Origin of the sequence: Lentzea sp. NPDC059081, from assembly GCF_042738015.1 — a bacterium.
Lineage (GTDB): Bacteria > Actinomycetota > Actinomycetes > Mycobacteriales > Pseudonocardiaceae > Lentzea.
Genome location: NZ_JBHYGW010000029.1, coordinates 65,860 through 89,846 on the forward strand (window position 1 = coordinate 65,860; position 23,987 = coordinate 89,846).

Below are 23,987 nucleotides of genomic sequence, written 5' to 3' on the forward strand. Positions count from 1 at the left end.
AACCACACTGTAGTGTCGGAGTATCACACGGTTGGCTCAATGGACGCCGACTGCCGGTAGGTAAACTGCCGGACACTCTTCAACCCATACAGGGCAACGGGAATGACGAATCCGAGCCGAGTACCCGATGCCGCTCCACCACGGGACACCGCCGCCGTCCGTGCGCGAGAAGCCTTGGCGCGCAAGTGGAGCTATCTGCTCAGCAGCGTCGTAGTGGTCGCGTTGAGCAGGGAGGAGCTGGACGCCGAACTGGGCGACCAGCTCGACGCGTTGTGCGCGGCGCTGCACGGCGAGACGTTCGACCCCGCCCCGTTCGAGGAGGTGGGCGAGCGCCTCGTCGCTCTGGGCTACGTCAACGAGCCCGGCCTCAAGCGGACCGTCGACGTGCTCGGCAAAGGCTTGCTGGCACTGGACGAGTTCCGCGGAACAGACCAGCTCGCCGTGCGCGTGGTCGGTGGCATCGGCGCGTTGACGTGCGGCTTCAGCGCCGCTCGCGCGCGGGTGATCCTGGACCAGCAGGAAAGCATGCAGCGGTCGCTGCTCAAGGCCACCCACGACGCGCAGCGCGACCAGCGGCAGAGCGAGGCCAAGTTCGAGGGCATCGCGATCTCGTCGACCAACGGCATCCTGATCGTCGGGCTCGACGGCAAGGTGGTGTGGGCCAACGACGCCATCGGCGAGATCCTCGGCCGCCGCCCCGAGCAGGGCACGCGGATCATGGAGCTCGTCGCGCCGAACTCGGTCGTCGTGTTCCGCGAGATGATGGAGAAGGTCCTCGGCGAACGAGACGACTTCGAGCGCGAGCCGATGCAGCTGCTGCGCGGCGAGGACGACCTGGCCAAGGTCACGCTGACGGTGTCGCTGCTGCGCGACGGCGAGAACAAGCCGAGCCACGTCCTCGTGGTCGCCGACGACGACACGGAACTCGCCCTGCTGCAAGGAGAACTGCGCAGGCAGTCGCTGCACGACGTGCTGACGGGCCTGCCCAACAGGCAGTTCTTCACGACCCACCTGGAAACCGTGCTGCGGCGGGCCGACCCCGACCTCGGCGTCACCGTGTTCCACCTCGACCTCGACGCGTTCGGCCTGGTGTGCAACAGCCTCGGCGGGCGCGTGGGCGAGAAGCTGTTGCAGCACGTGGCGCGCAGGCTGCGGGCGTTGATGTCCCGCGAGCAGTCGATGGTCGCGCGCTTCGACGGCGACGAGTTCGGCATCGTCGTCGAGAACTCCGCGACCACACCGGACGTCGCGACGATCATGACCGCGATCAACGCCGACCTGGCCGAACCGGTCTTCGTCGACGACCACGGCCTCGCCGTCTCGGTGAGCGCCGGCGTGGTCGAGCGGCCGTCGCCCGACGTCGAGCCCACGGAGCTGCTGCGCATGGCCGATCTCGCGTTGCGGCAGGCCAAGAAGGACCAGCGCGGGCAGTGGCAGTTGTTCCACAGCAACGAGAGCACCGCGGACCGGCGCGACGCCGCACTGGCGGTCGTGATGCCGGGCGCGTGGGAGCAGGGCGACGTCGGCGTGTGCTACCAACCGGTCCGCGTGCTCGCGACCGGGGAGCTGGCGGGCGTCGAGGCCGTGCTGCACTGGGACCTCTCGGACCGGTGCGCCGCGCTGGCCGACTCGACGGGCCTGATCCTGCCGATGGGCGAGTGGCTCATCAGGATCGCCGCGGGACAGGCGCAGTGGTGGCGTCAGCGGGGCGAGCTCGACGCGCAGTTCGGCGTCCGGCTGACCCGGCACCAGTCGACCGACGCCGACCTGGTGTCGCGCGTGACCAAGGTGCTCGCGGAGACCGGCATGCCGCCGGAGCGGCTGACGCTGAGCATGCCCGTCGGCGTGCTGGGCGAGTCCGGTGCCGCGGAGAACCTGGGACGGCTGGCGGACAGGGGAGTCCGCATCGCGCTGGACGACTTCGGCCTCGGCCCGCGGGACCTGGTGTGGCTCACCGAGCTGCCGGTGGTGTCCGTGCTCGTGCCCCGGGACCTGGTGCGGCGTCAGGACATGCGGTCCGCGGCGCTGATCCCCGCCGTGCACGACCTGGGTGTGAACCTGTGCGTCGACGGCATCGAGACCGAGGACCAGGCGCAGTGGTGGGCGGAAGCGGGCGCCGACCTCGCGATCGGCCCCCGCTTCGGCTCACCCGAGAACGCGGGCGACGTGCTGAAGAACCTGCTTTAGATGGTGCGCTGCCACGCGACGACGGCCGCGTGGTAGCGATCAGCCGTCTTGGTGTCGAAGTTGAAGACGTGCCCGTACCCGTTGACGACGAAGCCGTCCAGACGCGGCGCCCTGCCGTAGAACGGCTTCTCCGAGTTCACCAGCGCCTGCGCCGAGGAGCAGTCGGCACCGAGCGGCGGGGTGCCGCAGAAGTAGTCGGCCGACGTCTGCACGGTCATCACGGGCACGTCGATCGCGGCGCTCACGGGCAGCACCAGGTTGGACATCAGCGCCGTGGTGACGAACTCGCCCGCGGAGACGACGTCCTTCGTGGACTCGTCGAGGCTGACCACACTGGCGATGTTCGGTCCCGGCGCGTGGAACATGGTGTAGCGGGTGCCCGGTGCCGTCGTCAGGTAGCCGACGTCGAGGCCGCGCAGGCTCAGCTTCGGGTCGAGCAGGGCGGGGATCAGGTTGGTCAGCGCGGGCACGGCGCGGACGTAGTCCCACTGGTGCGTCATGCCGGTGACCAGCACGCCGTCGACGTCGTGGTACGTGCCGGCCTCGGCCATCGCGATCGCGGAGCCGATGGAGTGCCCGCCCACTAACACCTTCGCGAACCGCGACCGCAGGTTCTGGACCACCTGGTGCACGGCCTGGGCCTGGCTGGGGACGTCGACGAGGACGCTGAGCGGCTTGGTGCTCTTGCCGGAACCGATGCGGTCCACGGCCATGGTGGCGACACCGGCGCCGTTCATGGCGCGCGTGACGGACCGGGTCTCGCCGTCCACGGGGATGTCCCAGTAGCCGCTGGTGTACGTGCCACCGGGGACGAGCACCTGGACGGACCTGGCTCCCTGCGGGACGCACAGCCTGCCGTACATCGTCTGCTGGATCAGCCCGAACTGGACGGGCGTGTACACGTCCTCGCACGTCGTCGCGGCGTTCGCCGTGGACGGCACGGGTATGAGGGCAGCGAGCAGCACGGCGGCACAGAGCCGACGGAAACGCATGGGGGAACAAACCTCCAACTAGCGGGGGACGACCGTCATCATCAGGTCGTTGGGGTAGGCCGCATTGGTGAACCTGGTGCGCACGGGCCGGTCCGGGACCAGCCGGTGGCGCTGCAGGACCGTCGCCGCCACGAGGGCGATCTCGGTCAGGGCGAAGTGGTTCCCGATGCACTGGTGGATGCCGCCGCCGAACGGGACGAACGCGCCCTTCGGCAGCTGTCTGGCGCGCTCCGGCGTCCAGCGGTCCGGGTCGAAGCGCTCGGGGTCCGGGAAGTGCGCCGGGTCGTGGTGCAGGGTGTGCGGGCTGAGGATCACCTCGGTGCCCGCTGCCAGCCGGGCGCCGCCGAGCTCGACCTCCTCGGCGGTGCGGCGCATGACGAGCCACAGCGGGTACTTGCGCAGGACCTCCGTCGCCACCCGGCCGAGGTAGGTCAGCTTCGGCACGTCGTCGATCGTGACCCGGCGCCCGCCCAGCACCTCGTCGACCTCCGCCAGCACCCGACGTTCGACCTCGGGGTTGGCGGCGATCTCGTGGAAGATCCACGCCAGTGCCAGCGCGGTGGTCTCGATCCCCGCGGTGAGCAGCGTGATGACCTCGTCGAAGACCTGGTCCTCCGTCATGGGATCGCCGGTCTCGGGGTCCCTGGCGGCGAGCAACGTCGACAGCAGGTCGCCGTGGTCGGTGTCGTCGTCGCGCCGGCTCGCGATGACCTCCTGCACGATCGCGCGCATCCGCGCGATGGCCTCGTCGAACTCCCGGTTCGCCGGGATGGGCAGCTTCTCGACGAACCCCGGCGAGAGCGCGCGCAGGATGCCGTTCCTGATGATCACGAACACGGACCGGCGGGCCTCGTCGATCGCCTTGGCGCCGATCTCCGTGGAGAACAGGGCCTCGCCGACGATCGTGACCGCCAGACCCTGCATGTCGACCTCGAGCTTGCGGACCTCCCCTGGCCGCCACCCCGCCACCAGGTCTTCCGCCGCGCGGACCATGATCTCCGCGTAGGCGGTGATCCGGTCGCGGTGGAACGCCGGCTGCATCATCCGCCGCTGGCGCAGGTGGAAGGCCCCGCTCGACACCGCCAGGCCGTTGCCCACGAACGGCCGGAACTTGTCGTACATCCGGCCTTTGTGGAACTTCGGCGCGTCGGTGACCAGCACCTGGTGCATCAACCGCGGGCTGGTGACGAAGAAAGCGCGCAACGGTCCGAGGTCGACCTCGACCAGTTCGCCCTGACATCGTAAATTCGCGGTGAACGCGAATCTTTTCCTGAGCATTGACAACGAGTGCCCGAGGAATGGCAGCCTGCCGGGCGCCACCGGGACGGACATCGTCGCTCCTCGTCGCGGGAAAGAGGGGGCCTACCCTATGAGTCGTTCGGTTCACCAGGACAGTGCCCGATCGGGTGGCGTGTGTTCACACGTGCGGCGTAATCGTGTGCGCTTTGTGCATGACTAAGCTGGTGCGTCCGCTAACCCGAAGAGGTGGTCGCCGTGACCGACGAGCAGAGCTGGATCCCACAGAGCGTGGACGTCTCCGTGCCGAGCGCGGCGCGGGTGTACGACTACCTCCTCGGCGGGGCGCACAACTTCGCGGTCGACCGGGTGATGGGCGACAAGGCCGAGCAGATGATGCCGCACTCCCGCAGCGCGGCGCGGCTCAACCGGGCCTTCCTGCGCCGGGCGGTCCGGTTCATGACCGACCAGGGCGTGCGCCAGTTCCTCGACATCGGGTCCGGCATCCCCACGGTGGCCAACGTGCACGAGGTCGCCCAGGAGGAGGCGCCGGACTGCCGGATCGTCTACGTGGACCGCGACCCCGTGGCCGTGGCTCACGGCGAGCTCATCGTCGCAGGTAACAGCCGTGTCGGCGTGCTGCAGGCCGACATGCGCGACCCGGAGAGCATCCTCGCCAGCAGCGAGGTGCGCCGGCTCGTCGACTTCGACCGGCCCGTCGGCGTGCTGCTGCTGTTCATGCTGCACTGGGTGCCGGACGACGCGGACCCGCAGGGCCTGATGAAGCGCTACCGCGAGGCGTTGCCCAGCGGGAGCTACCTCGCGATCTCGCACATGGCGGGCGACCACGTCAACGACGAGGCCCGTGCCGTCACCGACAGGATGAGCAAAGCGGGTGGCGGTGACGTCACTTATCGCGACCGCGTCGAAATTGAATCGTTCTTCGGTGATTTCGAGCTCGTCGAGCCCGGACTGGTGAAGTACGCCGAATGGCGCCCCATGGGACCAGGCGATATCTCCGACGACCCCGCGGTGAACAGGATCGCGTTCGCGGGCGTCGCGCGTAAACCATAGGCAATTTCGATCGAGTGACGACGATTCACGCTACCGGTTGAAGTGGGGCGTACGGTGCGTGGGTAAACTTCCGGGACCTCAGAGGCATTGCGAGGCGCTCCCGAATGTCCAACCCGAGTCGAATACCCGACGTCACACCCGTGCCCCAGGACAATGCCGGGGCACGGCTGACACTCGCGCGCAAATGGTCCTACCTGCTGCTCGGCGCGGTCGCGATTCCGATGGGCCGCGACGATCTCGACCGGGAGCTGGGTGAGCTGCTCGACCAGTTGTGCTCGCTGGTCCACGAGGACAGGCCCGACGCCGCCGCGATCGAGCGGATCGGCGTCGAGATCGCGGGTCTGGGCCATCTCGGCCGGCTCGGCATGCGCTGCACCGCCGAGGTGCTCGGCAAGGGGTTGCTCGCGCTGCCGGAGTTCCAGCCCGTCGACCGCTACGCGGAACGGATCGTGCTCACCGTCGGCGCCATCGGCACCGGGTTCACCGCCGCCAACACCGAGTCCGTTCTCTCCCAGCAGGAGAGCATGCAGCGGTCGCTGCTCAAGGCGGTGCGCGACGCCAACTGGAACCTCAAGGAGAGCGAGGCCCGCTACAACGAGGTCGTCACCGCCTCCAGCAACGGCGTGATGATCGTCGACCTCGAAGGCAGGCTGCTGCGGGCGAACGCGGCCATCGGCGAGATCCTCGGCTACACGCCGGACGAGCTGACCGGGGTGTCGCTGCTCGAGCTCGTGGCGCCCGGTTCCGTCGAGGTGCTGAGGACCGCGCTGGCCGACCTGGCCGCCGGCACCGCGGGCAGGGTGCGGCAGGCGCAGCGGATGTTGCGCGTCGACGGCGAACCGGCGCGGCTGACGCTCACGGCGTCGTTGCTGCGCGGCGTGGACGACGAACGCAGCCACTACGTCGTGATCGTCGAGGACGGCACCGAGCTGGAGCTGCTGCAGAACGAGCTCAAGCGCCAGTCGCTGCACGACGTGCTGACCGGCCTGCCCAACCGCCAGTACTTCACCACGCAGCTGGAGACCGCGCTGCGCAAGGCCGACCCCGAGCACGGCATCACGGTGCTGCACCTCGACGTCGACGCGTTCGGCATGGTGAGCAACAGCTTCGGCGGCCGGATCGCCGAACGGCTGCTGCAGCACGTCGCCCAGCGGCTGCGGGTGCTGCTGGCCGGCGAGAAGGCCATGATCGCCCGGTTCGACGGCGACGAGTTCGGCGTGCTGATCGAGAACAGGGCGGCCACGCCGACCATCGGCGCGATCATGAAGAGCGTCAACGACGACCTGCTCGAACCGACCTATGTGGACGGTCACGGCCTCGCGGTGTCGGTGAGCGCCGGTGTGGTGCACCGGCCCGGCAGCGACGCGGAGCCCGTCGACCTGCTGCGCGCGGCGGACACGGCGTTGCGCAGGGCCAAGGTCCGCAGGCGCGGCCAGTGGGAGGTCTTCCACCCCGGCCAGGACGCGGAGGACCGGCGCGACCACCTGCTGGCCGTGACGATGCCGAGCGCGTGGGAGAACGGCGAGATCACCGTGCGGTACCGGCCGATCGTGCGGCTGGCCGACGGCGAGGTGTCCGGCGTCGAGGCGTTGCTGCACTGGGACAGCCCGGAGCACGGCGTGCTCGACCACGACCGGTGCGCGCGGCTCGCGGAGTCGACCGGGCTGATCCTGCCGCTCGGCGAGTGGCTGCTGAAGGTCGCGAGCGGCCAGTCGTCCTGGTGGCGGAAGCTCGGGCAGTTCGACAGGTCGCTCGTCGTGCGCCTGACCCCGCACCAGTCGACCGACGCGGACCTGATGACGCGGGTGGTGCGCGTGCTCGACGAGACCGGGCTCGACCCGGCCAGGCTCGCGCTCGGGGTGCCGGCCGAGGTGCTGCCGCTGACCGACGCGGCCGACAACCTGACGACGCTCGCGGGCATGGGTGTCCACATGGGACTGGACGACTTCGGGCTGGGGCCGCTGGAACCCGCCGCGGTGTCGGAGCTGCCGGCGAAGTCGGTGCGGGTGGCGACCCCGCTGGTCGAGCGCCGGTCGCCGTACGTGAGGGCGCTGCTGCCGTTGCTGCGCGAGGCGGGCGTGACGATCGCCGTCGAGGGGATCTCCAGCGCGGAGCAGGTCGAGTGGTGGCGGGACGCGGGCGCGGACTTCGGCACGGGAGACCACTTCGGCGCGGTCAGCGAGCCGGGCGAGTTCCTGCGGGGCCTGGGACTCCGGTGACCGGACGGGGTCGGGGTCACGTCCGGTCACCGGAGGGGTCTGCTAGCCGGTGAACCCGGCCAGGGCCTTGGTGAACTCGTAGGTCTGCTGGTTGATGCCGCTGCACGACGAGCTCATCGCGCCGCAGTTGCCGCGGTCCCGGTTCACCGCCCAGAACGACACCCGCGAGAGGTGCTTGGAGTTCGCCCACGACACGATGTCGCGGAAGTTCTGCGGCGTGACGGTCTCGCCGGTGTCGGTCTTGCCGTTCATCGACGACAGTCCGCTGCGCCGGTACGCCGCGTCGTCGCTGAGCCCGAACGTCGACTTGACGTGGTTCTTGAGGCCGTCGACCGCGCTCTTGGTCTGCGCGACCATGTCACCGCCGCTGCCCCAGTCGAACGGCATGACGGCCCACGTGTCGACCGGCGCGCCGAGCTCCTTGGCGCGGGTGACGAGGCGCTTGCCCCACGAGTTCGGGCCGGTGCGGTCGGTCGGCATGGTGATGACCGTCCGCACGCCGGGGTTGTTCTGCTTGACGATCTTCAACGCGCCGAGGACGCGGTCCTGCGTGGTGTTGTTCTCGAACTCGGCGGCCTCGATGTCGATGTCGATCGCCTTGAGCGCGTAGGCGTCGATCACCTTCTGGTAGGCGCCGGCGAGTGCGCTGGCGGAGCTGCAGAACTGGCCGAGCTTGTTGCCGGACCAGCCGCCGATCGACGGCACGGCGTCGCCGCCGGCCGAGCGGATCGAGTTGACGAGGGTCTTGTCCGACCCGGTGAGCGAACGAGTGCCGTCCCACTTCGGGTTGCACGTGCCGTCGCTGAGGATGAAAGCGAGGGTGAACGACCTGATGCCGGTCTGCTGCATGACCGTGGCGGGGTTGGGCTGACCGCCCCACTGGTAGAGGTAGGGCGCCGCGAGCACGGGGTTGACGGCCGCCTGTGCGGTCGTGGGCAGCATGATCGCCGCGCATGCGGCGGCGACTGCGCCGACGAGGAACCGCTTCATCAGTCCTCCAAGACTGCTCGGTCCAGGGCGGCGGAGCTGGCAGTGAGGGGGCTCACATCGACTTCAAAAATGGACTAGACCACCGCGATCTGTCAAGAAGGTAGTCGAAAACGGTGCTGCTCCGTCCGGCGGGCGTCGCTGATCTTGTCGGTGCAGCGTGGTGAAATCGGGTCGTGGCACTTCCACCCCAGCTGGTCCGCAGGAAGCCGGAGACGCGCCCGCGTCCCCGGTGGGACGCCGCTGCCCAGCGGGTCTTCGCGCACGAGGGCTTCCTGCGGGTGCTGGGCGGTCCCGGCACCGGCAAGACGACGCTGCTCGCCGAACTGGCCGCGCGCGTCGTGCTGGAGCGGGGAGCCGACCCGGAGAACGTGCTGGTCCTGACGGCGAACAGGCGCGCGTCCGTGGCGTTGCGCGCGCAGATCACGCAGTTGCTGACCGGCCATCTCTCGGCGATCCGCGAACCGCTGGTGCGCACCGTGCACTCGTACGCGTTCGCGGTCCTGCGCAACCAGGCGGTGCTGCTCGGCGACCCGCCGCCGCGGCTGCTGTCGGGGCCCGACCAGGACGCGATGGTGCGCGAGCTGCTCGCCGGCGACGTCGAGTCGGGGGCGCTGAAGTGGCCGGAGCGGTTGCGGCCGGCGCTGGAGCTGCCGGGGTTCGCGCACGAGCTGCGCGACCTGCTGCTGCGCGCGGCCGAACGCGGGCTGGGGCCGGAGGACCTGATCGAGCTCGGTGAGGAGCACGGGCGCGACGAGTGGGTGGCGGCCGGGCGGTTCGGGGCGCAGTACGAGGCCGTGAACCTGTTGTCCGGCATGGACTCCGCCACGTCCTACGCGCCGGCCTACGACGCGGCGGAGCTGGTGTCGTCGGCCTACGCGGCGTTCGCGAACGACGAGGACCTGCTGTTCACCGAACGGCGGCGGGTGCGGTACCTGTTCGTCGACGACGCGCAGCACCTCGACCCGATGCAGTACTCGCTGATCAGCTCGCTGGGATCGGGGGCGGCGCGGTTCGTCCTCGCCGGTGACCCGGACCAGGCGATCTTCACGTTCCGCGGCGCGGATCCGGACATCCTGCGGGACGTGTCCGGCGAGACCGTCGTGCTGCGGCAGTCGCACCGGATGCTGCCCGAGGTGCGCGACGCGGTGGCGCGGCTGGCGGCCCGGCTGCCGGGTGCCTCGCCTGCTCGGTCGGTGGAGCCGGCCGAGGGCGAGGGATCTGTGCAGGTGCGGTTGCTCGCGTCGTCCGCGCAGGAGGCGACGTGGGTGGCGGACCAGTTGCGGCGGTCCCACCTGGCCGATGAGGTGCCGTGGTCGCAGATGGCCGTGGTGGTGCGGTCGGCGACGTTGTCGTTGCCGGTGCTGCAACGGGCTTTGCTCGCGGCGGGGGTGCCGGTGGCGGTGGCGGCGGACGAGTTCCCGTTGGCGCAGCAGCCTTCCGTGCGTCCGTTGCTGGCCTTGGTGCGAGCGGCCGCGGCGCCGGGGTCGTTGGACGAGGACACGGCGGCGATGTTGCTGTCGTCGTCCTACGGCGGCGCGGATCCGTTGGCGTTGCGGCGGTTGCGGCGCGGGTTGAGGCGGCTGGAGATGGCGGCCGGCGGTGATCGGCCGAGTGGTGAGCTGCTCGTCGAGGTCGTGGAGACCTCGGACCGGCTGGCGGCGCTGGAGGACGCGGAGTCGTTGCCGGCGCGGCGGATCGCGCACCTGCTGTCGCTGGCGCGCAAGGCGATCGAGGCGGGGAAGTCCGTCGAGGTCGTGCTGTGGGACCTGTGGACGGCGAGCGGGCTGCAGGACCGCTGGGTGGCGCAGTCGTCGCGGCGCGGGATGCCGGGCATGCAGGCGGACCGCGACCTCGACGCGATCGTGGCGTTGTTCGAGGCGGCGGCGAAGTACGTCGACCGGTTGCCGGGCTCGGGTGTGGCGGGGTTCGCGGACTACCTGGAGTCGCAGCGGATCGTGGGCGACACGCTGGCCGCGTCCGCCCCGGCCGGCGAGGCGGTGTCGGTGCTGACGGCGCACTCGGCGGCCGGGCGCGAGTGGGAGGTCGTCGCGGTACCGGGCGTGCAGGAGGGCAGCTGGCCCGACCTGCGGCTGCGCGGCACGGTGCTGGGCGTCGAACGCATGGTGGACGTGCTGGCGGGCATGGAGCCGTCGGTGTCCGCGGTGGCGCCGATCCTGGCGGAGGAACGCCGGCTGCTGCTGGTCGCGGCCTCGCGGGCGCGGTCGAAGCTGCTGATCAGCGCTGTGCGAGGCGAGGACGAGCAGCCGTCGAGGTTCCTCGACGAGATCGAGTCGACCGCCGAGGACGAGCGGAAGCTGCACCGGCCGCAGCGCGGTCTGGTGCTGGGCGAGCTGGTCGGCGAGCTGCGCCGGGTGGTGTGCTCGGACTCGGAGGACCCCGACCGCCGGTCCCGCGCGGCAGCCCAGCTGGCCCGGCTGGCCGAGGCCGGGGTGCCCGGCGCGCACCCGGAGTCGTGGTACGGCCTGGCGGACGTGTCGATCGACGCTCCACTGTGGACGGAAGACCAGAAGGTCAGCGTGACGCCGTCGACGATCGAGGTGATCACCAAGTGCCCGTTGCGCTGGGTGGTCGAGCGGCACGGCGGCCAGGACCCGGCCGAGCTGGCGTCGGTGACGGGCACGCTGGTCCACGCGTTGGCGCAGGCGGCGGCCTCGGGCGCGGACTCCGCGCAGCTGCGCGTGAAGCTGGACGAGGCGTGGGCCGCTGTCGACGCGGGCGCGCCCTGGTTCTCGCGTCGTGAGCGGTTGCGCGTGGAGAAGATGCTCGACACGTTCCTCGCGTGGCTGACGATGAGCCGCGGGCAGCTCACGCAGGTCGCGGTCGAGGAGGAGATGGTCGTCGAGGTGCCCAAGCGCGACGGCGGCCCGTGGCTGCAGGTCCGCGGCCGGGTCGACCGCCTCGAACACGACGAGGACGGCCGTCCCGTCGTGATCGACCTCAAGACCGGCAAGAGCCCGGTGTCGCGCGAGGCGACCCAGGAGCACCCGCAGCTGGCCGTCTACCAGCTGGCGTCGTCCCTGGGCGGCTTCACGCACATCGGGCTGGGAACAGAGCCGGGCGGGGCCCGGTTGTTGTACGTCGCGAAGGAGGACAAGAAGACAGGAGCCGTCGAACGCACCCAGGCGCCGCTGGACGAGCAGGGTGTCCGCGCGTGGCTGGAGGTCGTCCAGGGAGCCGCCGAGTCGGTGCTCGGGCCGGGGTACACGGCGCGGGAGAACGCCGACTGCGACCGGTGCCCGGCGCGCACGACCTGCCCGGTCCACCCGTCCGGACGGCAGGTGAGCGAGTAGGTGGTCGTTGACCTGCACGTATCGTGCGGCGGAACGGTCGGCGAACACACCAGCCCGGGTGGTGCGGGCACTGGACGTCCGGATAGGAAGATGTACAGGTGACCGTCAGCCCGTTCGAGATCGCTGAGGCGCTCGGGCTGAACAGACCGACCCCCGAGCAGGCCGAGGTGATCGCCGCGCCCGCGCAGCCCGCGCTGGTCGTGGCGGGTGCGGGCGCGGGCAAGACCGAGACGATGGCCGCGCGCGTCGTGTGGCTGGTCGCGAACGGTCTCGTGCAGCCCGACCGCGTGCTCGGCCTGACGTTCACGCGCAAGGCCGCCCGGCAGCTCGCGGACCGCGTGCGCGCCCGGCTGCGCAGGCTGGCGGGGTCGTCGTTGCTCGACGAGCTGGACCCGAGCGGTGAGCGCAAGATGTCCGTGCTGACCGGCGAGCCCGTGGTGCTGACGTACCACGCGTACGCGGGCCGGTTGGTGACCGAGCACGGCCTGCGGCTGCCCGTGGAGCCGGGCGTGCGGCTGCTGACCGAGACGGCGTCGTGGCAGCTCGCGCACCGGGTCGTCTCGACGTGGGCGCGCGACCTCGACACCGACAAGGTGCCGGCGACGATCACCGGGTACCTGCTGTCGCTGGCAGGGGAGCTCGGTGAGCACCTCGTGACGCCGGAACAGCTGGAGGCGCACGCCCTGGAGTTCTGCTCGCTCGTCGAGAACGCCCCCAAGGCGCCTCGGCAGCGGGACGCTTTGCCGGAGAAGCTGCGCGAGATCGTTGCGGCGCAACGGTTGCGGGTGGCGTTGCTGCCGCTTTTGGACGCTTACCAGCAGCGCAAGCGCAAGGAGGCCGCGCTCGACTTCGCGGACCAGATGTCGCTGGCCGCGCAGCTGGCGGGGTTCGAGGAGGTGTCGTCGGGCGAGCGTGAGCGGTACGGCGCGGTCTTGCTCGACGAGTACCAGGACACCGGCCACGCCCAGCGCGTGTTGCTGCGCTCGTTGTTCGGCCTCGGCGCCCCGATGCCGGTGACGTCGGTGGGCGACCCGGCGCAGGCGATCTACGGCTGGCGCGGAGCGTCGGCCGCGAACCTGCCGCGGTTCGTCGACGACTTCCCGCCTGCCCGCAAGTTCGGGCTGCTGACCAGCTTCCGCAACCCGCCAGAGGTGCTGGAGCTGGCCAACGCGGTGTCGTTGCCGCTGCGCGAAGCCGGGTTGGACGTCGAGGAGCTGCGCGCCCGCCCCGGTGCCGGAGCGGGCGACGTGCGGCTGGCGTTGCACGAGGACATCCGGCAGGAGCTCGACTGGCTGGCGGACAACGTCGCGGCGCAGTGGGAGGCGCACCTCGACGCCGAGGGCGTCCCTCCCACCGCAGCCGTGCTGGTGCGCCGCCGGTCGGACATGGCGGCTATCGCGGCTTCGTTGCGTGAACGTGGCTTGCCCGTCGAGGTCGTCGGCCTCGGCGGCCTGCTGGACGAGCCCGAGGTGCGCGACCTGGTGTCCGCCCTGCGCGTGCTCGTCGACCCGCTGGCCGGCACCGCCGCCGCCCGCCTGCTGACCGGTTCGCGCTGGCGCCTGGCCGCGGTCGACCTGGCCGCCCTGTGGTCCCGCGCCCGCGAACTGGCCGGTGTCGCACCACGACAGTCCGTTGTGGACGACCCGCTCCTCGTCCTGGCCGACGCCCTGCCCGGCGAACACGCCGAACAGGCCGGCCTCGCCGACGCGATCGACGACCCCGGCGACCCGGACTCCTACTCCACCGACGGCTACCGGCGGATCCGGCGGCTCGGCGGCGAGCTGGCGGCGTTGCGCCGCAGGCTCGACCAGCCGCTGCCCGAGCTCGTGGCCGACGTGGAACGCACGCTGCTGCTCGACATCGAGTCGATGTCCCGCCCCGGCATGGTCGGCCGCGCCCACCTCGACGCCTTCTCCGACGTGGTGATGGACTTCGCCGCGGCCTCCCCGTCCGCGACGCTGCCGTCGTTGCTCGACTACCTCTACACCGCCGAACACGCCGAGGACGGCCTCGAACCCGGCGAGGTCGAGGTGGCCGAGGACCGCGTGCAGATCCTGACCGTCCACTCCGCCAAGGGCCTGGAGTGGCACATCGTGGCGCTGCCGCACCTGGTGCGCGACGTGTTCCCCGGCCGCAAGAAGTCCTCGTGCTGGCTCAAGTCCGTGACCGAGCTGCCCGCCGTGCTGAGGGGCGACTCGGCGGACCTGCCGGTTCTTCGCCTGTCCGCGGGCTTCAACCGAAAGGAGGTCGACGAGGCGCTCGCCATCCACGTCGACGAGTTCGAGGACCGCCGCCTGGTCGAGGAACGCCGGCTCTTCTACGTCGGTGTGACCCGAGCCGAGCACAGCCTGCTCATGTCCGGCCACTGGTGGGGCGAGGCGGGCGAGAAGCCCAAGGGCCCGTCGGTGTTCCTGCGCGAGATGCACGAGGTGCTGCAAAGCGATCCGGCGCCGGGCGACATCTCCGCCTGGGCCCCCGAACCCGAGCCGGACACCCCGAACCCGCTGGCAGAGGACGTGAAGACGCGCCTCTGGCCGGCCGACCCCCTGGGCAAGCGCCGTGACGCCGTGGTCGAAGGCGCCGAACTGGTGCTGGCCGCTCTCGACACCCTGCGCAACTCCCCGCCGGAACCACTGCCGCTGATCTTCGAGGACGAGCCGGCCGCAGAGGTCGTGGACGACTACCCGCCGCCCACGGACGAGCCCCCGGACGACGACTTCCCGCCGGAGCCCGAACCCCTCCCCGACGACTTCGTCCCGGACGACCCCGAGATGCCGGAGGACGAGGACCCCGAGGGCTGGGCCAAGGACGTGGACGTGCTGCTCGCCGAACGAGCGGCATCGATGCACCGCCGGGAACAGGTCTCCCTGCCGGACCACCTCTCGGTCTCACAGCTGGTGGAACTGGCCAAGGACCCCGACCACCTGGCCCGCCGCCTGCGCCGCCCGCTGCCCTTCCCACCCAACCCGTTGGCCCGCCGAGGCACCGCCTTCCACACCTGGCTGGAAAACCGCTTCGGCGCCACCCGCCTCCTGGACCTGGACGAGCTCCCCGGAGCCGGCGACGCCGATGCCGCCCCGGACGCCGACCTGGAACGCCTGAAGGAGTCGTTCCTGACCAGCGCCTGGGCCGACCGCACCCCGCACGACGTGGAGGTGCCGTTCGAGGCGGAGTTCGACGGCATCTCAGTCCGAGGCCGCATGGACGCCGTCTACCGCGACCAGGACGGCTGGACGGTGGTGGACTGGAAGACGGGCGCGGTACCGGACGCCGACGCGCTGCCGGCCCTATCGGTGCAGCTGGCCGCCTACCGGCTGGCCTGGGCAGCCCTGGTCGGCGAGCCGTTGGAGCGGGTCCGGGCCGCCTTCCACTACGTGCGGCACGACCACACCGTGCGGCCCGCGGACCTGCTCGACGAGCAGGGTCTGAAGGACCTGATCCGGTCGGTCGGGACCTGATCCTTTCGGCCGTTTGGCGCATGATCGCGAGTTGTCCACAGGGTGCGGGTTTCTGACCTGCGGATATCTGGCTGTGGGTAGCCTGTGGATAAGCGGGAACCTCAACGCGTTCTCACTCGTTGCGTGACAAGGAAGCGCGCGGGGGCAGCGGCAGGCTCTCGGTCGAGGCTCGGTCGGAGGGCTTAGTCGGAGGGCTCGGTTCGGGGCTTGCTCGGAGGGCTCAGCCGGGTGGCTCGACAGGCTCGGCGCCGATCGCGTTCGCCGGGATGCTGCGGCTGAGGTGAGAGCGAGAGCGGACGGCACCCCGGAGGTTCGGTCGGGGGAGGTTCGGCCGGGGGAGGTTCGGCCGGCGCGGCTCAGGCGGCACGGCTTGGGTGGTTGCGCCCGGCATGGCCCTCGGTCTGGCTCGCGTGGGTCAGGCAACTCACGCTCGGTCAGCCGTGCGGAGGCGTCGCCAGGTTCGGCGATGAAGTCCCGACCGTGACTCTCAGCTCACGAGGCGGCGCCTCTCGGCCCCAGCCAGCCCGCGCCTCAACCGGCCCCATCCGCCGCCGGTGAGTGCGTCAGCCAGCGCGCGGTTCCACCCGATCGTGTGCCTCAAGCCCCAGCCGACCCAACCCAACCTCAGCCGACGAGTGCCCCACCAGGTCGCGTGCTGCAAGCCCAACCAGCCGGTCGCCCAGCCTCAGCTCGGCCCAGCCGGTCGCCCGGCCTCAAGCCCCGGCAGGCGCGTGCGAAGCCTTCAAAACCCGCTCATAAAGCACCTCGAGCAGCCACCGCCCGAACAGCGAGGGCCCGAACTCCGGCGACCGGTCCTCCGGCGGCACCATCAGCTCGGCCGACGACTCGTCGCCGACGACCACGCCGATCCCGTAGTAGTCGAGCTCGATGTACGACCAGGCCTGCGACGAGTCGGAGCGCGGCAGCATCACGGCGCACGGGGCCAGGGTCAGCAGCGTTCCGCACGACTGGAGGGCGCGGTCGGTGGTCGACTCGCTGACCAGCACGCCGACCAGGTCCACGGCGGCCACGGGGAGGCGGTCGTGCGCCTCCGGCTCGAACCAGGAGCGGAACCACGACGGGTCGGCTCGTGGTGGCCAGCCGTTGGCCGTTCTCCACTCGTGCACTTCGGGCAGCAGCCGCACCACCGCGGACACCTGCTGGCCGAGGACGGCGACGTCGGGTACGACGACTCCGTCCCAGCCGAGCGCGGTTGCGGCGCGCTGAAGAAGCGTGTGCACAGGGCGCATCCTAAGGTTCCTCGCGCGAAAAATGACAGCTTTTGCGGGATACTTGGTTAAGGATTACCCAGGGTCGTCATGGGGCGGCTTTGGCCACTTTCCAGGCCCAGGCCACCAGTGGGATCTGCAGAGGCAGGCGACCATACGCCAGGGCGCGGGCCCTTGGCGACTTCTCGCGGAAGTCCAGAGCCATTTTCACGTTTGCCGGGAAGACGGCGATGAACAACACGACGGCGGCCAGTGCGCCCAGGCGGCGGGTTCGCGGGACTGCCACGGCCGCGCTCACCGCGAGTTCTGCCGCGCCGGATGCGTAGGTCCACTGCCGCGGGGTGCCGGGCAGGGCTCGCGGGACGATCGCGTCGTAGTACTTCGGCCTGCTGAAGTGGGTGGCTCCTGCCAGGCCCAGCAGTGCGGCGAGTGCCAGCGCCGACCGCTTTCGGGAACGGTTCGGTTCCATGCGGTCACCCTGTCATGCCTACGCGCCGTAGGCGAGATCGGGCTGGCCTATTGTCCACGAGCGTGGCAGGTGATTCTCCTCATCCCGAACGTCCCGAACGCGCCGCTGTCGCCGCGCTGAGCGAGTCGTTCGTGGCCGGGCTCCTCGAGTGGATCCGGATCCCGAGCATCGGTGTCGATCCCCATCACCACGCTGACGTGCGGAGATCCGCTGAGTGGCTGAGCGGTCGGCTGCGCGCGGACGGGTGGCCGGAGGTCGAGATCTGGGACGACGGACCGGCGTTGCCCGCCGTGTTCGCGTGCTGGCCGGCGGACGATCCGCAGGCGCCCACCGTCCTCGTCTACGGGCACCACGACGTGCAGCCCGTCGACCCGCTCGAACGGTGGCAGCATCCGCCGTTCGAGCCCGTGACCAGCGGAGACGAGATCCGCGGGCGGGGCGCCAGTGACGACAAGGGGCAGGTCGCCATGCACCTGCTCGCGATGAAAGCGCATTTGGTCGCAACCGGACAAAATGCGCCGAGCGTCACGGTGAAACTCTTCATCGAAGGTGAGGAGGAATCGGGATCACCACATCTGCGAAAGCTTCTCGAAGATCATGGAAATGCGCTCGCGTGTGATCTTGTGGTGTTCACCGACACCTCGTTGCACGAACGCGACGCACCCACCGTCAACACCGGGCAGCGCGGTGTTCTCGGCGGGGAGATCATGTTCTTCGGCGGCACCGACGACGTCCATTCCGGACGGGCCGGCGGCGCCATTCCCAACCCCGCGACCGCGCTCGCGAAACTGGTCGCCGCGCTGCACGACGACGAGGGCCGGATCCTGATCGACGGCTTCTACGACGACGTGCGCGAACCGTCCACACAGGAGCGCGAGGACTACGCCGCGCTGCCGTTCGACGAGCAGAGCTGGCTCGCCCACAACGGCGGCGGCGCCCGCAGGACCCACGGCGAGCCCGGGTACTCGACGCTCGAACGGATCTGGGTCCGGCCCACCGCCGAGGTCAACGGCCTGCACAGCGGCTACACCGGGCCCGGCCTGAAGACGATCATCCCCGCGTCCGCCACGGCGAAGGTCAGCTTCCGGCTCGTGCCCGACCAGCGGCCGGAGAAAATCCGGGCGCAGTTCGAGGAGTTCGTCGCCCGGCACACGCCGGAGGGCATCCGGGCGGAGGTCAGCTTCCGCGGCACGGGCGTGCCGCCGTACGCGATCAGCCCCGACCACCCCGCCAACGCGACGGTCCGGGAGGCGATGGAGCTGGCGTTCGACCAGCCGGTGCGGTTCGCGCGGGCCGGCGGGTCCGGGCCCGCGGCGGTGCTGCAGGCGCTGCTCGGGGTGCCCCTCGTCTACCTCGGGGCAACCTTGCCGGATGATCGCGTCCACGCGCCGAACGAGCGCGTGGTGGTGCCGTTGCTCCTCAAAGGCGCGGAGGCGGCCGCCCACCTGTGGCGGATGCTCGCCCCAGCGGATATCGCGAAGAGGACTACTCGATGAGCCTGTCGGACGAAGCGTCGCACTCGCTCGTCGGCGTGATCAGGATGCCGGACCAGGTGCAGAGCCCGGTCCGGGCCATCCTCAAGCGCGTCATCGGTGCGATGGCGGCGCTCATGCTCGCGGTGTTGATCGTCTACCTGGACCGGGACGGCTACCGCGACGTCAACGAGGACGGCGTCTCCCTGCTCGACTCCTTCTACTACGCGACGGTGTCGCTCTCGACGACCGGCTACGGCGACATCACGCCCGCGTCGTCGTCGGCGCGGCTGGTCAACGTCCTGGTCATCACGCCGTTGCGGGTCCTGTTCCTGATCGTGCTGGTCGGCACGACACTCGAAGTTCTCACCGAGCGCTCCCGTCAGGCGTTGCGCATTCAGAAGTGGAGGCGGGTCGTGCGGGACCACGTCGTGGTCGTGGGTTACGGCACCAAGGGACGCTCTGCGGTGCAGGCGCTGCTCGGTGACGGTGTCGAGCCCGGCTCCATCGTCGTCGTGGACACCGTGCAGGAGTCCCTCGACGCCGCGTCCGCCATCGGACTCGTGACCGTCCATGGGTCCGGTACGCGCAACGACGTGCTGAGGGTCGCCGGTGCGGCCCGAGCGCGCGCGATCGTGGTCGCCCCGAACCGGGACGACACGGCGGTGCTGATCACCCTCACGGCTCGCGAGCTCGCGCCCAAGGCGCAGATCGTCGCGTCCGTGCGCGAACGCGAGAACGAGCACCTGCTCAAGCAGTCCGGTGCCGACTCGGTCGTCGTGTCGTCGGAGACGGCGGGGCGCCTGCTCGGCATGGCCACCGCGACGCCGACCGTGGTCGCGATGGTCGAGGACCTGCTCACGCCCGACGCCGGCCTCGCGATCGCGGAGCGGGACGTCGAGCAGACCGAGATCGGCGGGTCGCCGCGGCACCTGTCGGACATAGTGCTGGGCGTGGTGCGCGACGGGAAGCTGTTCCGGGTGGACGCGCCGGAGGCCGACGCGATCGAGCCGGGCGACCGGCTGCTCTACGTCAAGAAGGTGACGCCCGCCGGGGAGTAGGGCGACCTGCCTGGACGGGGCCGGGACACTCGGAAGCGTGAGCTCTCCGCCGCGCAGTGTCCACCGGTGCCGTCCGGGCTCCGTCCCCGGCGGCCGCCCGCTCGCGGACGGTGCGGTGGTCTGTCCAATCGAGGACGGCGACGATCCCTGGATCGCCTACGTGATCACGGATCCCAGGTGGAAGCGCCGTGGCCTCGGCAGGGCGGTGGTCGCGGCCTCGCTCGGGGCGCTGGCCGGTGCGACCGTGTTCGCGGGGGTCACGGACGGCAACACGCCCTCAGAGCGGCTGCTCGGTTCGCTGGGGTTCGTCCGCGTCGGCCGGGCCTGAGGCAGGTCCCGGACCCGGAGGAACAGGACCCGGTAGAACAGGGCCGGCGGACACCGGACCCGAAGGAACCGGCAGCTCAGCCGCGGAGACCGGGCCCGCGGGACCAGGCGTGCTCACGGGCGGCGGCGGGCTTGCCGGAACGGGCGAGCTCCGCCGGGGAGCGGGCAGCACGGCCGGTGCGCGCAGCGGGGCGTAGCGGAAGAGGAACGCGTAGAAGCCGCCCGCCAGCGCCGCCATGCACAGCAGCAGCGCGGTGACGCGGCTCGACACCGGCGGCCCGGTCGGGACGGACGCGGCCGACGACACCATGTCCGAGCCGGTCGTGACGATCTCGACGGTCTCGCCCTTGCCGTGCCCGCAGCCGTCCAGCTTGGCCTTCTTCTTCTCCCCGCCCGAGTCCCACTCGACGGTGTCCATGCCCTGGCCGCACGCGCTGGTCTCGACGACCGTCGCGGCCACGGGTCTGGGGGGTTCGGCGGCGCCGAGCACCTTCGCGGGCACCAAGAGCGCGAGCGCGACTCCGATCCCGACCAGTCCGACGACCAGCAGGATGAACACCCATCTGTCCGGGCTTCGCGGAACCGCCACACTGCGATGTTCGCAGACGCGGCGGCCCGCGTGGAGCCCAGGTTTACTTCGGCAGCTGCCGCACCTTGTCGACCTTGATGGTCTTGCCGTCCGACACCGTGCCGGTCACCGCCACGAGGTCGCCGTTCTTCGGCTTCTCGCTGACCGCCGACAGGTCGAGCGGCGTCTGCAGGCCGTCGACCTGCACCAACGTGGCGTTGTTGCCGTTGACGTCCTTGATCGTGCCGCGCTCGTTGGCCTTGGCGAGCGCCACGTTCAGCGCCTTGCCGTCCTTCACGCGCACCGTCACGCGCTCGTCGGTCTTGAGCCCGGCGATGTCGCCGCCACGCAGCTTCGTGGAGCCGTCAGTGGTCAACGACACCTCGCTGCCGTCGTCCTTGGTGATCGTGAGCTTGCCGGACTCGACCGACTTCACCCGCCCGACGACGAGAGTGCTGTCCTTGAGCTTCGCCTTGTCCGGACGGCCCGGCTTGCCGGGTCCGCCGCCGGGGTGGCGCTCGGCGAACGCCGCCGCCGGGCCGTCGGGGCCCTCGGCCGCGGTCGCGACCGCGATGCCGCCGACGGTGAGACCGACGGCCGCGACGATGGCGCCGGCCCACGCTGATTTCTTCGACATGAGCCCCAGGGTCCGCCCGCAATCTGAGGACGAGCTGAAGGCGAGTCGCCGCGGGCGCGGATGATCAGCAGAATGGGGAGGGTGTCCGCCAGGGTGTTGGTGATCGAGGACGCCGAGGCGATCGGCGCCGCGGTGTCGTCCGCGTTGCGCGAGTCCGGCTACGACGTGCAGCACCGCCTCGACGGGCGCCAGCTCGAGGCCGACCTGGGCCGCTTCCGGCCCGACCTGGTGGTCCTCGACGTCATGCTGCCCGGCCGCGACGGGTTCCAGCTGCTCGAGGTCATCCGGCGCTCGTCGGGGGCCGGGGTGGTCATGCTGACCGCCCGCGACGGCGTGCCCGACCGGTTGCGCGGACTGTCCGGCGGCGCCGACGACTACGTGGGCAAGCCCTTCGTGCTCGCCGAGCTCGTGGCACGGGTGTCGGCCGTCCTGCGCCGTCTCGGGCGCACGCCGTCGACCGTGCAGGTCGGGGACCTCGTCGTCGACGCCGACGCCGGTGTGGTCATGCGGGCCGACCAGGCGATCGAGCTGACGGCGACCGAGCTGCGGTTGCTCGTCTACCTGGCCGCCCAGCGCGGGCGGGTGGTGTCCAAGACGCAGATCCTGACCGCGGTGTGGGGGTACGAGGACTACGACCCCAACCTCGTCGAGGTCCACATCAGCGCCGTGCGCCGCAAGATCGAGGAGCACGGACCCCGTCTCGTGCACACCGTGCGCGGCCTGGGGTACGTGCTGCGGGCCGAGGAATGAACCTCCGCACCGTCTCGCTGCGCCGCCGGGTCGCCGTTTCGGTGCTGCTCGTGTTGTTCCTCGTGCTCGTCGCGCTGGTGATCTCCGTCGACCGGACCTTCGCCACCCAGTCCTCCCGCGACGTCGACGGAGTGCTGCGCGACACGGAGACGCGGGCGATCACGTCGATGGTGCGAGGTGTGCCGCCGCGTGATGTCGTGCGGCAGCTGTCCAAGAAGAACATCCGGGTGACCGTCGAACTGGCCAACGGGACCTTCGTCGGCGAGGTACCCGACGGGCAGTACCAGCGCAAGAACCGCAACATCAACGGCAACAAGTTCTCGTTCTACGCCGACACCGAGGCGATCTCGCAGGCCCAGCTGCGGCTGCGGAAGCTGCTGGTGTTGCTGGGGCTCGGGGCCATCGCGCTCACCGGGCTGTTGATGATCCTGGTGGTTCGGCGGGCGTTGGCGCCGTTGGACGCGATGACGTCGCTGGCCCAGGCGATCGCCGCTGGGCATCGAGGTGGGCGGCTGAACCCCTCCCGTACCGACACGGAGCTGGGGCGCACGGCGGCAGCCTTCGACGGGATGCTCGACTCGTTGGAGGGGTCCGAGCTGCGGACTCGCCGGTTCGTCGCGGATGCCGCCCACGAGCTGCGCACGCCGATCACCGGGGTTCAGGCGGTGGCCGAGGCTTTGGTGTCCGCGCCCGTCGACTCGCCTGATCGGGACCAGATGAGCTTTCTGCTGGTGCGGGAGGCTCGGCGGGCCGGGCGGTTGGTGGACGACCTGTTGGCGCTCGCCCAGCTGGACGCCGGGTACGAGATGCAACGGGAGGTCGTCGACCTGCTGGCGCTGGCCGAGGCCGAGGTCGCCCGGACCCGGTACGTGGCGCCCGACTTCGACATCGTCGCCTCCGGGGTGTCCGCTGTCGTGATGGGGGACGGGCAGCGGCTGGCTCAGGTGCTGGCGAATCTCGTGGACAACGCTCGGCAGGCGACCGGGCCGTCCGGGGTGGTTCGGATCTCCGTGGACTCGACCGGGTTCGTCGTTTCCGACAACGGGCCCGGGGTGCCTGAGGCTGAGAGAGAACGGATCTTCGACCGGCTTGTCCGGTTGGACGATGCCCGGGATCGGCGGTCCGGGGGGTCTGGGCTCGGGCTGGCGATCGCTCGGGGGGTGGTGCGGGCTCATGGTGGGGAACTGACCTGTGAGCCTTCTGGTTCTGGGGCGGTTTTCCGGGTGCGGTTGCCGCTTGTTCCGTCGACTGGCTGAGCCTGGTTTGGTTGGCTGTCGTGGTGGACGTTGTCGTGCAGTGGGTTCGGGCTGAGTGGACTCAGCCGATTCCGGATGCCGTGCCCACCGGGTTCGTGCTGCCTCATCTGCGGGCTGCGGTTCATGAAGCTCGTCTTTTCGGGGCTGACGGGTTCGTTCCTCGGTGGTCTCCGGAGAAGGCCTCGGTTGACCGGCTTCAGGTTGTGCTGCGGTCTGCTGATGACGGGGTGTTCGTGCAGTTGCAGGACGTGTTGATTGCTTCGCCTCGGCGGCGGGAGAGGCCTTCGCCTGTTTTCGTCCGGGCTGGGGAGTGGGTTCGGTGGCAGATCAACTATCGGTGGGCTCGGGGGCGGGGTGGGGGGTTCAACTATCTGCTGGTCACGTTGAACCTGGCTTGTGGGGATGTTTCCGATCTTCGGGTTTTTGTTGGGGAGCCTTCTGTTTTTGTTGATGAGAGGGCGGTTTTGCGTTAGTTGGGGTTCTGCGAGTCGCGAGCTTTGCGGGTGGTTGGTTTGCGGGCGGCGAGATTGCGTTGCGTGCTTCCACCTGGGGGCGCTGCCCCCAGACCCCCGGCAATCTGATCGGGGGCTACCGCGCCGTCGGCGGGTTGATGGCACGCCTGTTTGTGTTGGGCGGCTGCCGGTTTCGTTCGTGGTTGCGTTGCGGTGGGGTCCCGTCACGAGTCGCACCAGGAGCTGGCCACACGCTAGGAGGGGTGTCAAGCGGGCGAAAAGCGTGCCCGCTTGACACC

Annotated in this window: 17 protein-coding genes; 10 read left to right on the top strand and 7 right to left on the bottom strand. The window is 70.5% G+C overall.

The window, feature by feature from the left end; all coding sequences use genetic code 11:
• Nucleotides 1-174 precede the first annotated feature (174 nt).
• Complete coding sequence (locus ACFWV3_RS38310; protein WP_382418827.1) at nt 175-2,187, top strand: putative bifunctional diguanylate cyclase/phosphodiesterase; 2,013 nt, start codon at nt 175-177, stop codon at nt 2,185-2,187.
• Here the strand turns inward: ACFWV3_RS38310 and ACFWV3_RS38315 are convergent.
• Nucleotides 2,184-3,179, bottom strand: coding sequence for an alpha/beta hydrolase (locus ACFWV3_RS38315; protein ID WP_382418828.1), 996 nt, complete (start codon nt 3,177-3,179; stop codon nt 2,184-2,186). The genes ACFWV3_RS38310 and ACFWV3_RS38315 overlap by 4 nt on opposite strands.
• 18 nt (nt 3,180-3,197) lie before the next feature.
• Nucleotides 3,198-4,511, bottom strand: a complete 1,314-nt coding sequence (locus ACFWV3_RS38320) for a cytochrome P450 (RefSeq protein ID WP_382418829.1) — start codon at nt 4,509-4,511, stop codon at nt 3,198-3,200.
• Between the two features lie 162 nt (nt 4,512-4,673).
• Here ACFWV3_RS38320 and ACFWV3_RS38325 point away from each other — a divergent pair, with 162 nt between their 5' ends.
• Together ACFWV3_RS38325 and ACFWV3_RS38330 are read left to right on the top strand one after the other, a co-directional pair.
• Nucleotides 4,674-5,489, top strand: coding sequence for an SAM-dependent methyltransferase (locus ACFWV3_RS38325; RefSeq protein WP_382418830.1), 816 nt, complete (start codon nt 4,674-4,676; stop codon nt 5,487-5,489).
• A 140-nt stretch (nt 5,490-5,629) separates the two neighbouring features.
• Entirely contained in the window at nt 5,630-7,708 is a 2,079-nt protein-coding gene (locus ACFWV3_RS38330) for a putative bifunctional diguanylate cyclase/phosphodiesterase (RefSeq protein WP_382418831.1), read from the top strand.
• Between the two features lie 42 nt (nt 7,709-7,750).
• On the opposite strand, the gene ACFWV3_RS38335 is transcribed toward ACFWV3_RS38330, so the two are convergent.
• Nucleotides 7,751-8,698 carry a chitinase gene (locus ACFWV3_RS38335; protein ID WP_382418832.1) on the bottom strand — a complete coding sequence of 316 codons (948 nt, stop codon included), beginning with the start codon at nt 8,696-8,698 and terminating at the stop codon, nt 7,751-7,753.
• Between the two features lie 173 nt (nt 8,699-8,871).
• Between ACFWV3_RS38335 and ACFWV3_RS38340 the strand changes: the two genes are divergently transcribed.
• Nucleotides 8,872-12,009 (top strand): ATP-dependent helicase, encoded by a 3,138-nt coding sequence (locus tag ACFWV3_RS38340; RefSeq protein WP_382418833.1) that lies wholly within the window; start codon nt 8,872-8,874, stop codon nt 12,007-12,009.
• A gap of 98 nt (nt 12,010-12,107) precedes the next feature.
• Nucleotides 12,108-15,467 (top strand): ATP-dependent helicase, encoded by a 3,360-nt coding sequence (locus tag ACFWV3_RS38345; RefSeq protein WP_382418834.1) that lies wholly within the window; start codon nt 12,108-12,110, stop codon nt 15,465-15,467.
• 713 nt (nt 15,468-16,180) lie between these two features.
• Here the strand turns inward: ACFWV3_RS38345 and ACFWV3_RS38350 are convergent.
• Complete coding sequence (locus tag ACFWV3_RS38350) at nt 16,181-16,717, bottom strand: hypothetical protein (protein WP_382418835.1); 537 nt, start codon at nt 16,715-16,717, stop codon at nt 16,181-16,183.
• 67 nt (nt 16,718-16,784) lie between these two features.
• On the bottom strand, nt 16,785-17,165 hold the full coding sequence (locus tag ACFWV3_RS38355) for a hypothetical protein (RefSeq protein WP_382418836.1): 381 nt from the start codon (nt 17,163-17,165) through the stop codon (nt 16,785-16,787).
• Between the two features lie 62 nt (nt 17,166-17,227).
• Here ACFWV3_RS38355 and ACFWV3_RS38360 point away from each other — a divergent pair, with 62 nt between their 5' ends.
• From ACFWV3_RS38360 to ACFWV3_RS38370, 3 genes are read left to right on the top strand one after another with little or no spacing between them, the layout of a single operon-like run.
• A complete protein-coding gene (locus tag ACFWV3_RS38360) occupies nt 17,228-18,661 on the top strand; it encodes a M20/M25/M40 family metallo-hydrolase (RefSeq protein WP_382418837.1) in 1,434 nt (477 codons plus the stop codon).
• The gene (locus ACFWV3_RS38365; RefSeq protein WP_382418838.1) at nt 18,658-19,698 is read left to right on the top strand and encodes a potassium channel family protein; all 1,041 of its coding nucleotides are present in this window, start codon (nt 18,658-18,660) and stop codon (nt 19,696-19,698) included. The genes ACFWV3_RS38360 and ACFWV3_RS38365 overlap by 4 nt, the downstream gene beginning before the upstream one ends.
• A 37-nt stretch (nt 19,699-19,735) precedes the next feature.
• Nucleotides 19,736-20,026, top strand: coding sequence for a GNAT family N-acetyltransferase (locus ACFWV3_RS38370; RefSeq protein WP_382418839.1), 291 nt, complete (start codon nt 19,736-19,738; stop codon nt 20,024-20,026).
• Here ACFWV3_RS38370 and ACFWV3_RS38375 read toward each other — a convergent pair.
• Nucleotides 19,976-20,584: a hypothetical protein gene (locus ACFWV3_RS38375; RefSeq protein WP_382418840.1), complete on the bottom strand. Its 609-nt coding sequence runs from the start codon at nt 20,582-20,584 to the stop codon at nt 19,976-19,978. The genes ACFWV3_RS38370 and ACFWV3_RS38375 overlap by 51 nt on opposite strands.
• A 73-nt stretch (nt 20,585-20,657) precedes the next feature.
• Nucleotides 20,658-21,230, bottom strand: coding sequence for a hypothetical protein (locus ACFWV3_RS38380; RefSeq protein WP_382418841.1), 573 nt, complete (start codon nt 21,228-21,230; stop codon nt 20,658-20,660).
• A gap of 72 nt (nt 21,231-21,302) precedes the next feature.
• Here ACFWV3_RS38380 and ACFWV3_RS38385 point away from each other — a divergent pair, with 72 nt between their 5' ends.
• Nucleotides 21,303-21,980: a response regulator transcription factor gene (locus ACFWV3_RS38385; RefSeq protein WP_382418842.1), complete on the top strand. Its 678-nt coding sequence runs from the start codon at nt 21,303-21,305 to the stop codon at nt 21,978-21,980.
• Entirely contained in the window at nt 21,977-23,236 is a 1,260-nt protein-coding gene (locus ACFWV3_RS38390) for a sensor histidine kinase (RefSeq protein ID WP_382418843.1), read from the top strand. The genes ACFWV3_RS38385 and ACFWV3_RS38390 overlap by 4 nt, the downstream gene beginning before the upstream one ends.
• The last annotated feature ends 751 nt before the right edge of the window (nt 23,237-23,987 follow it).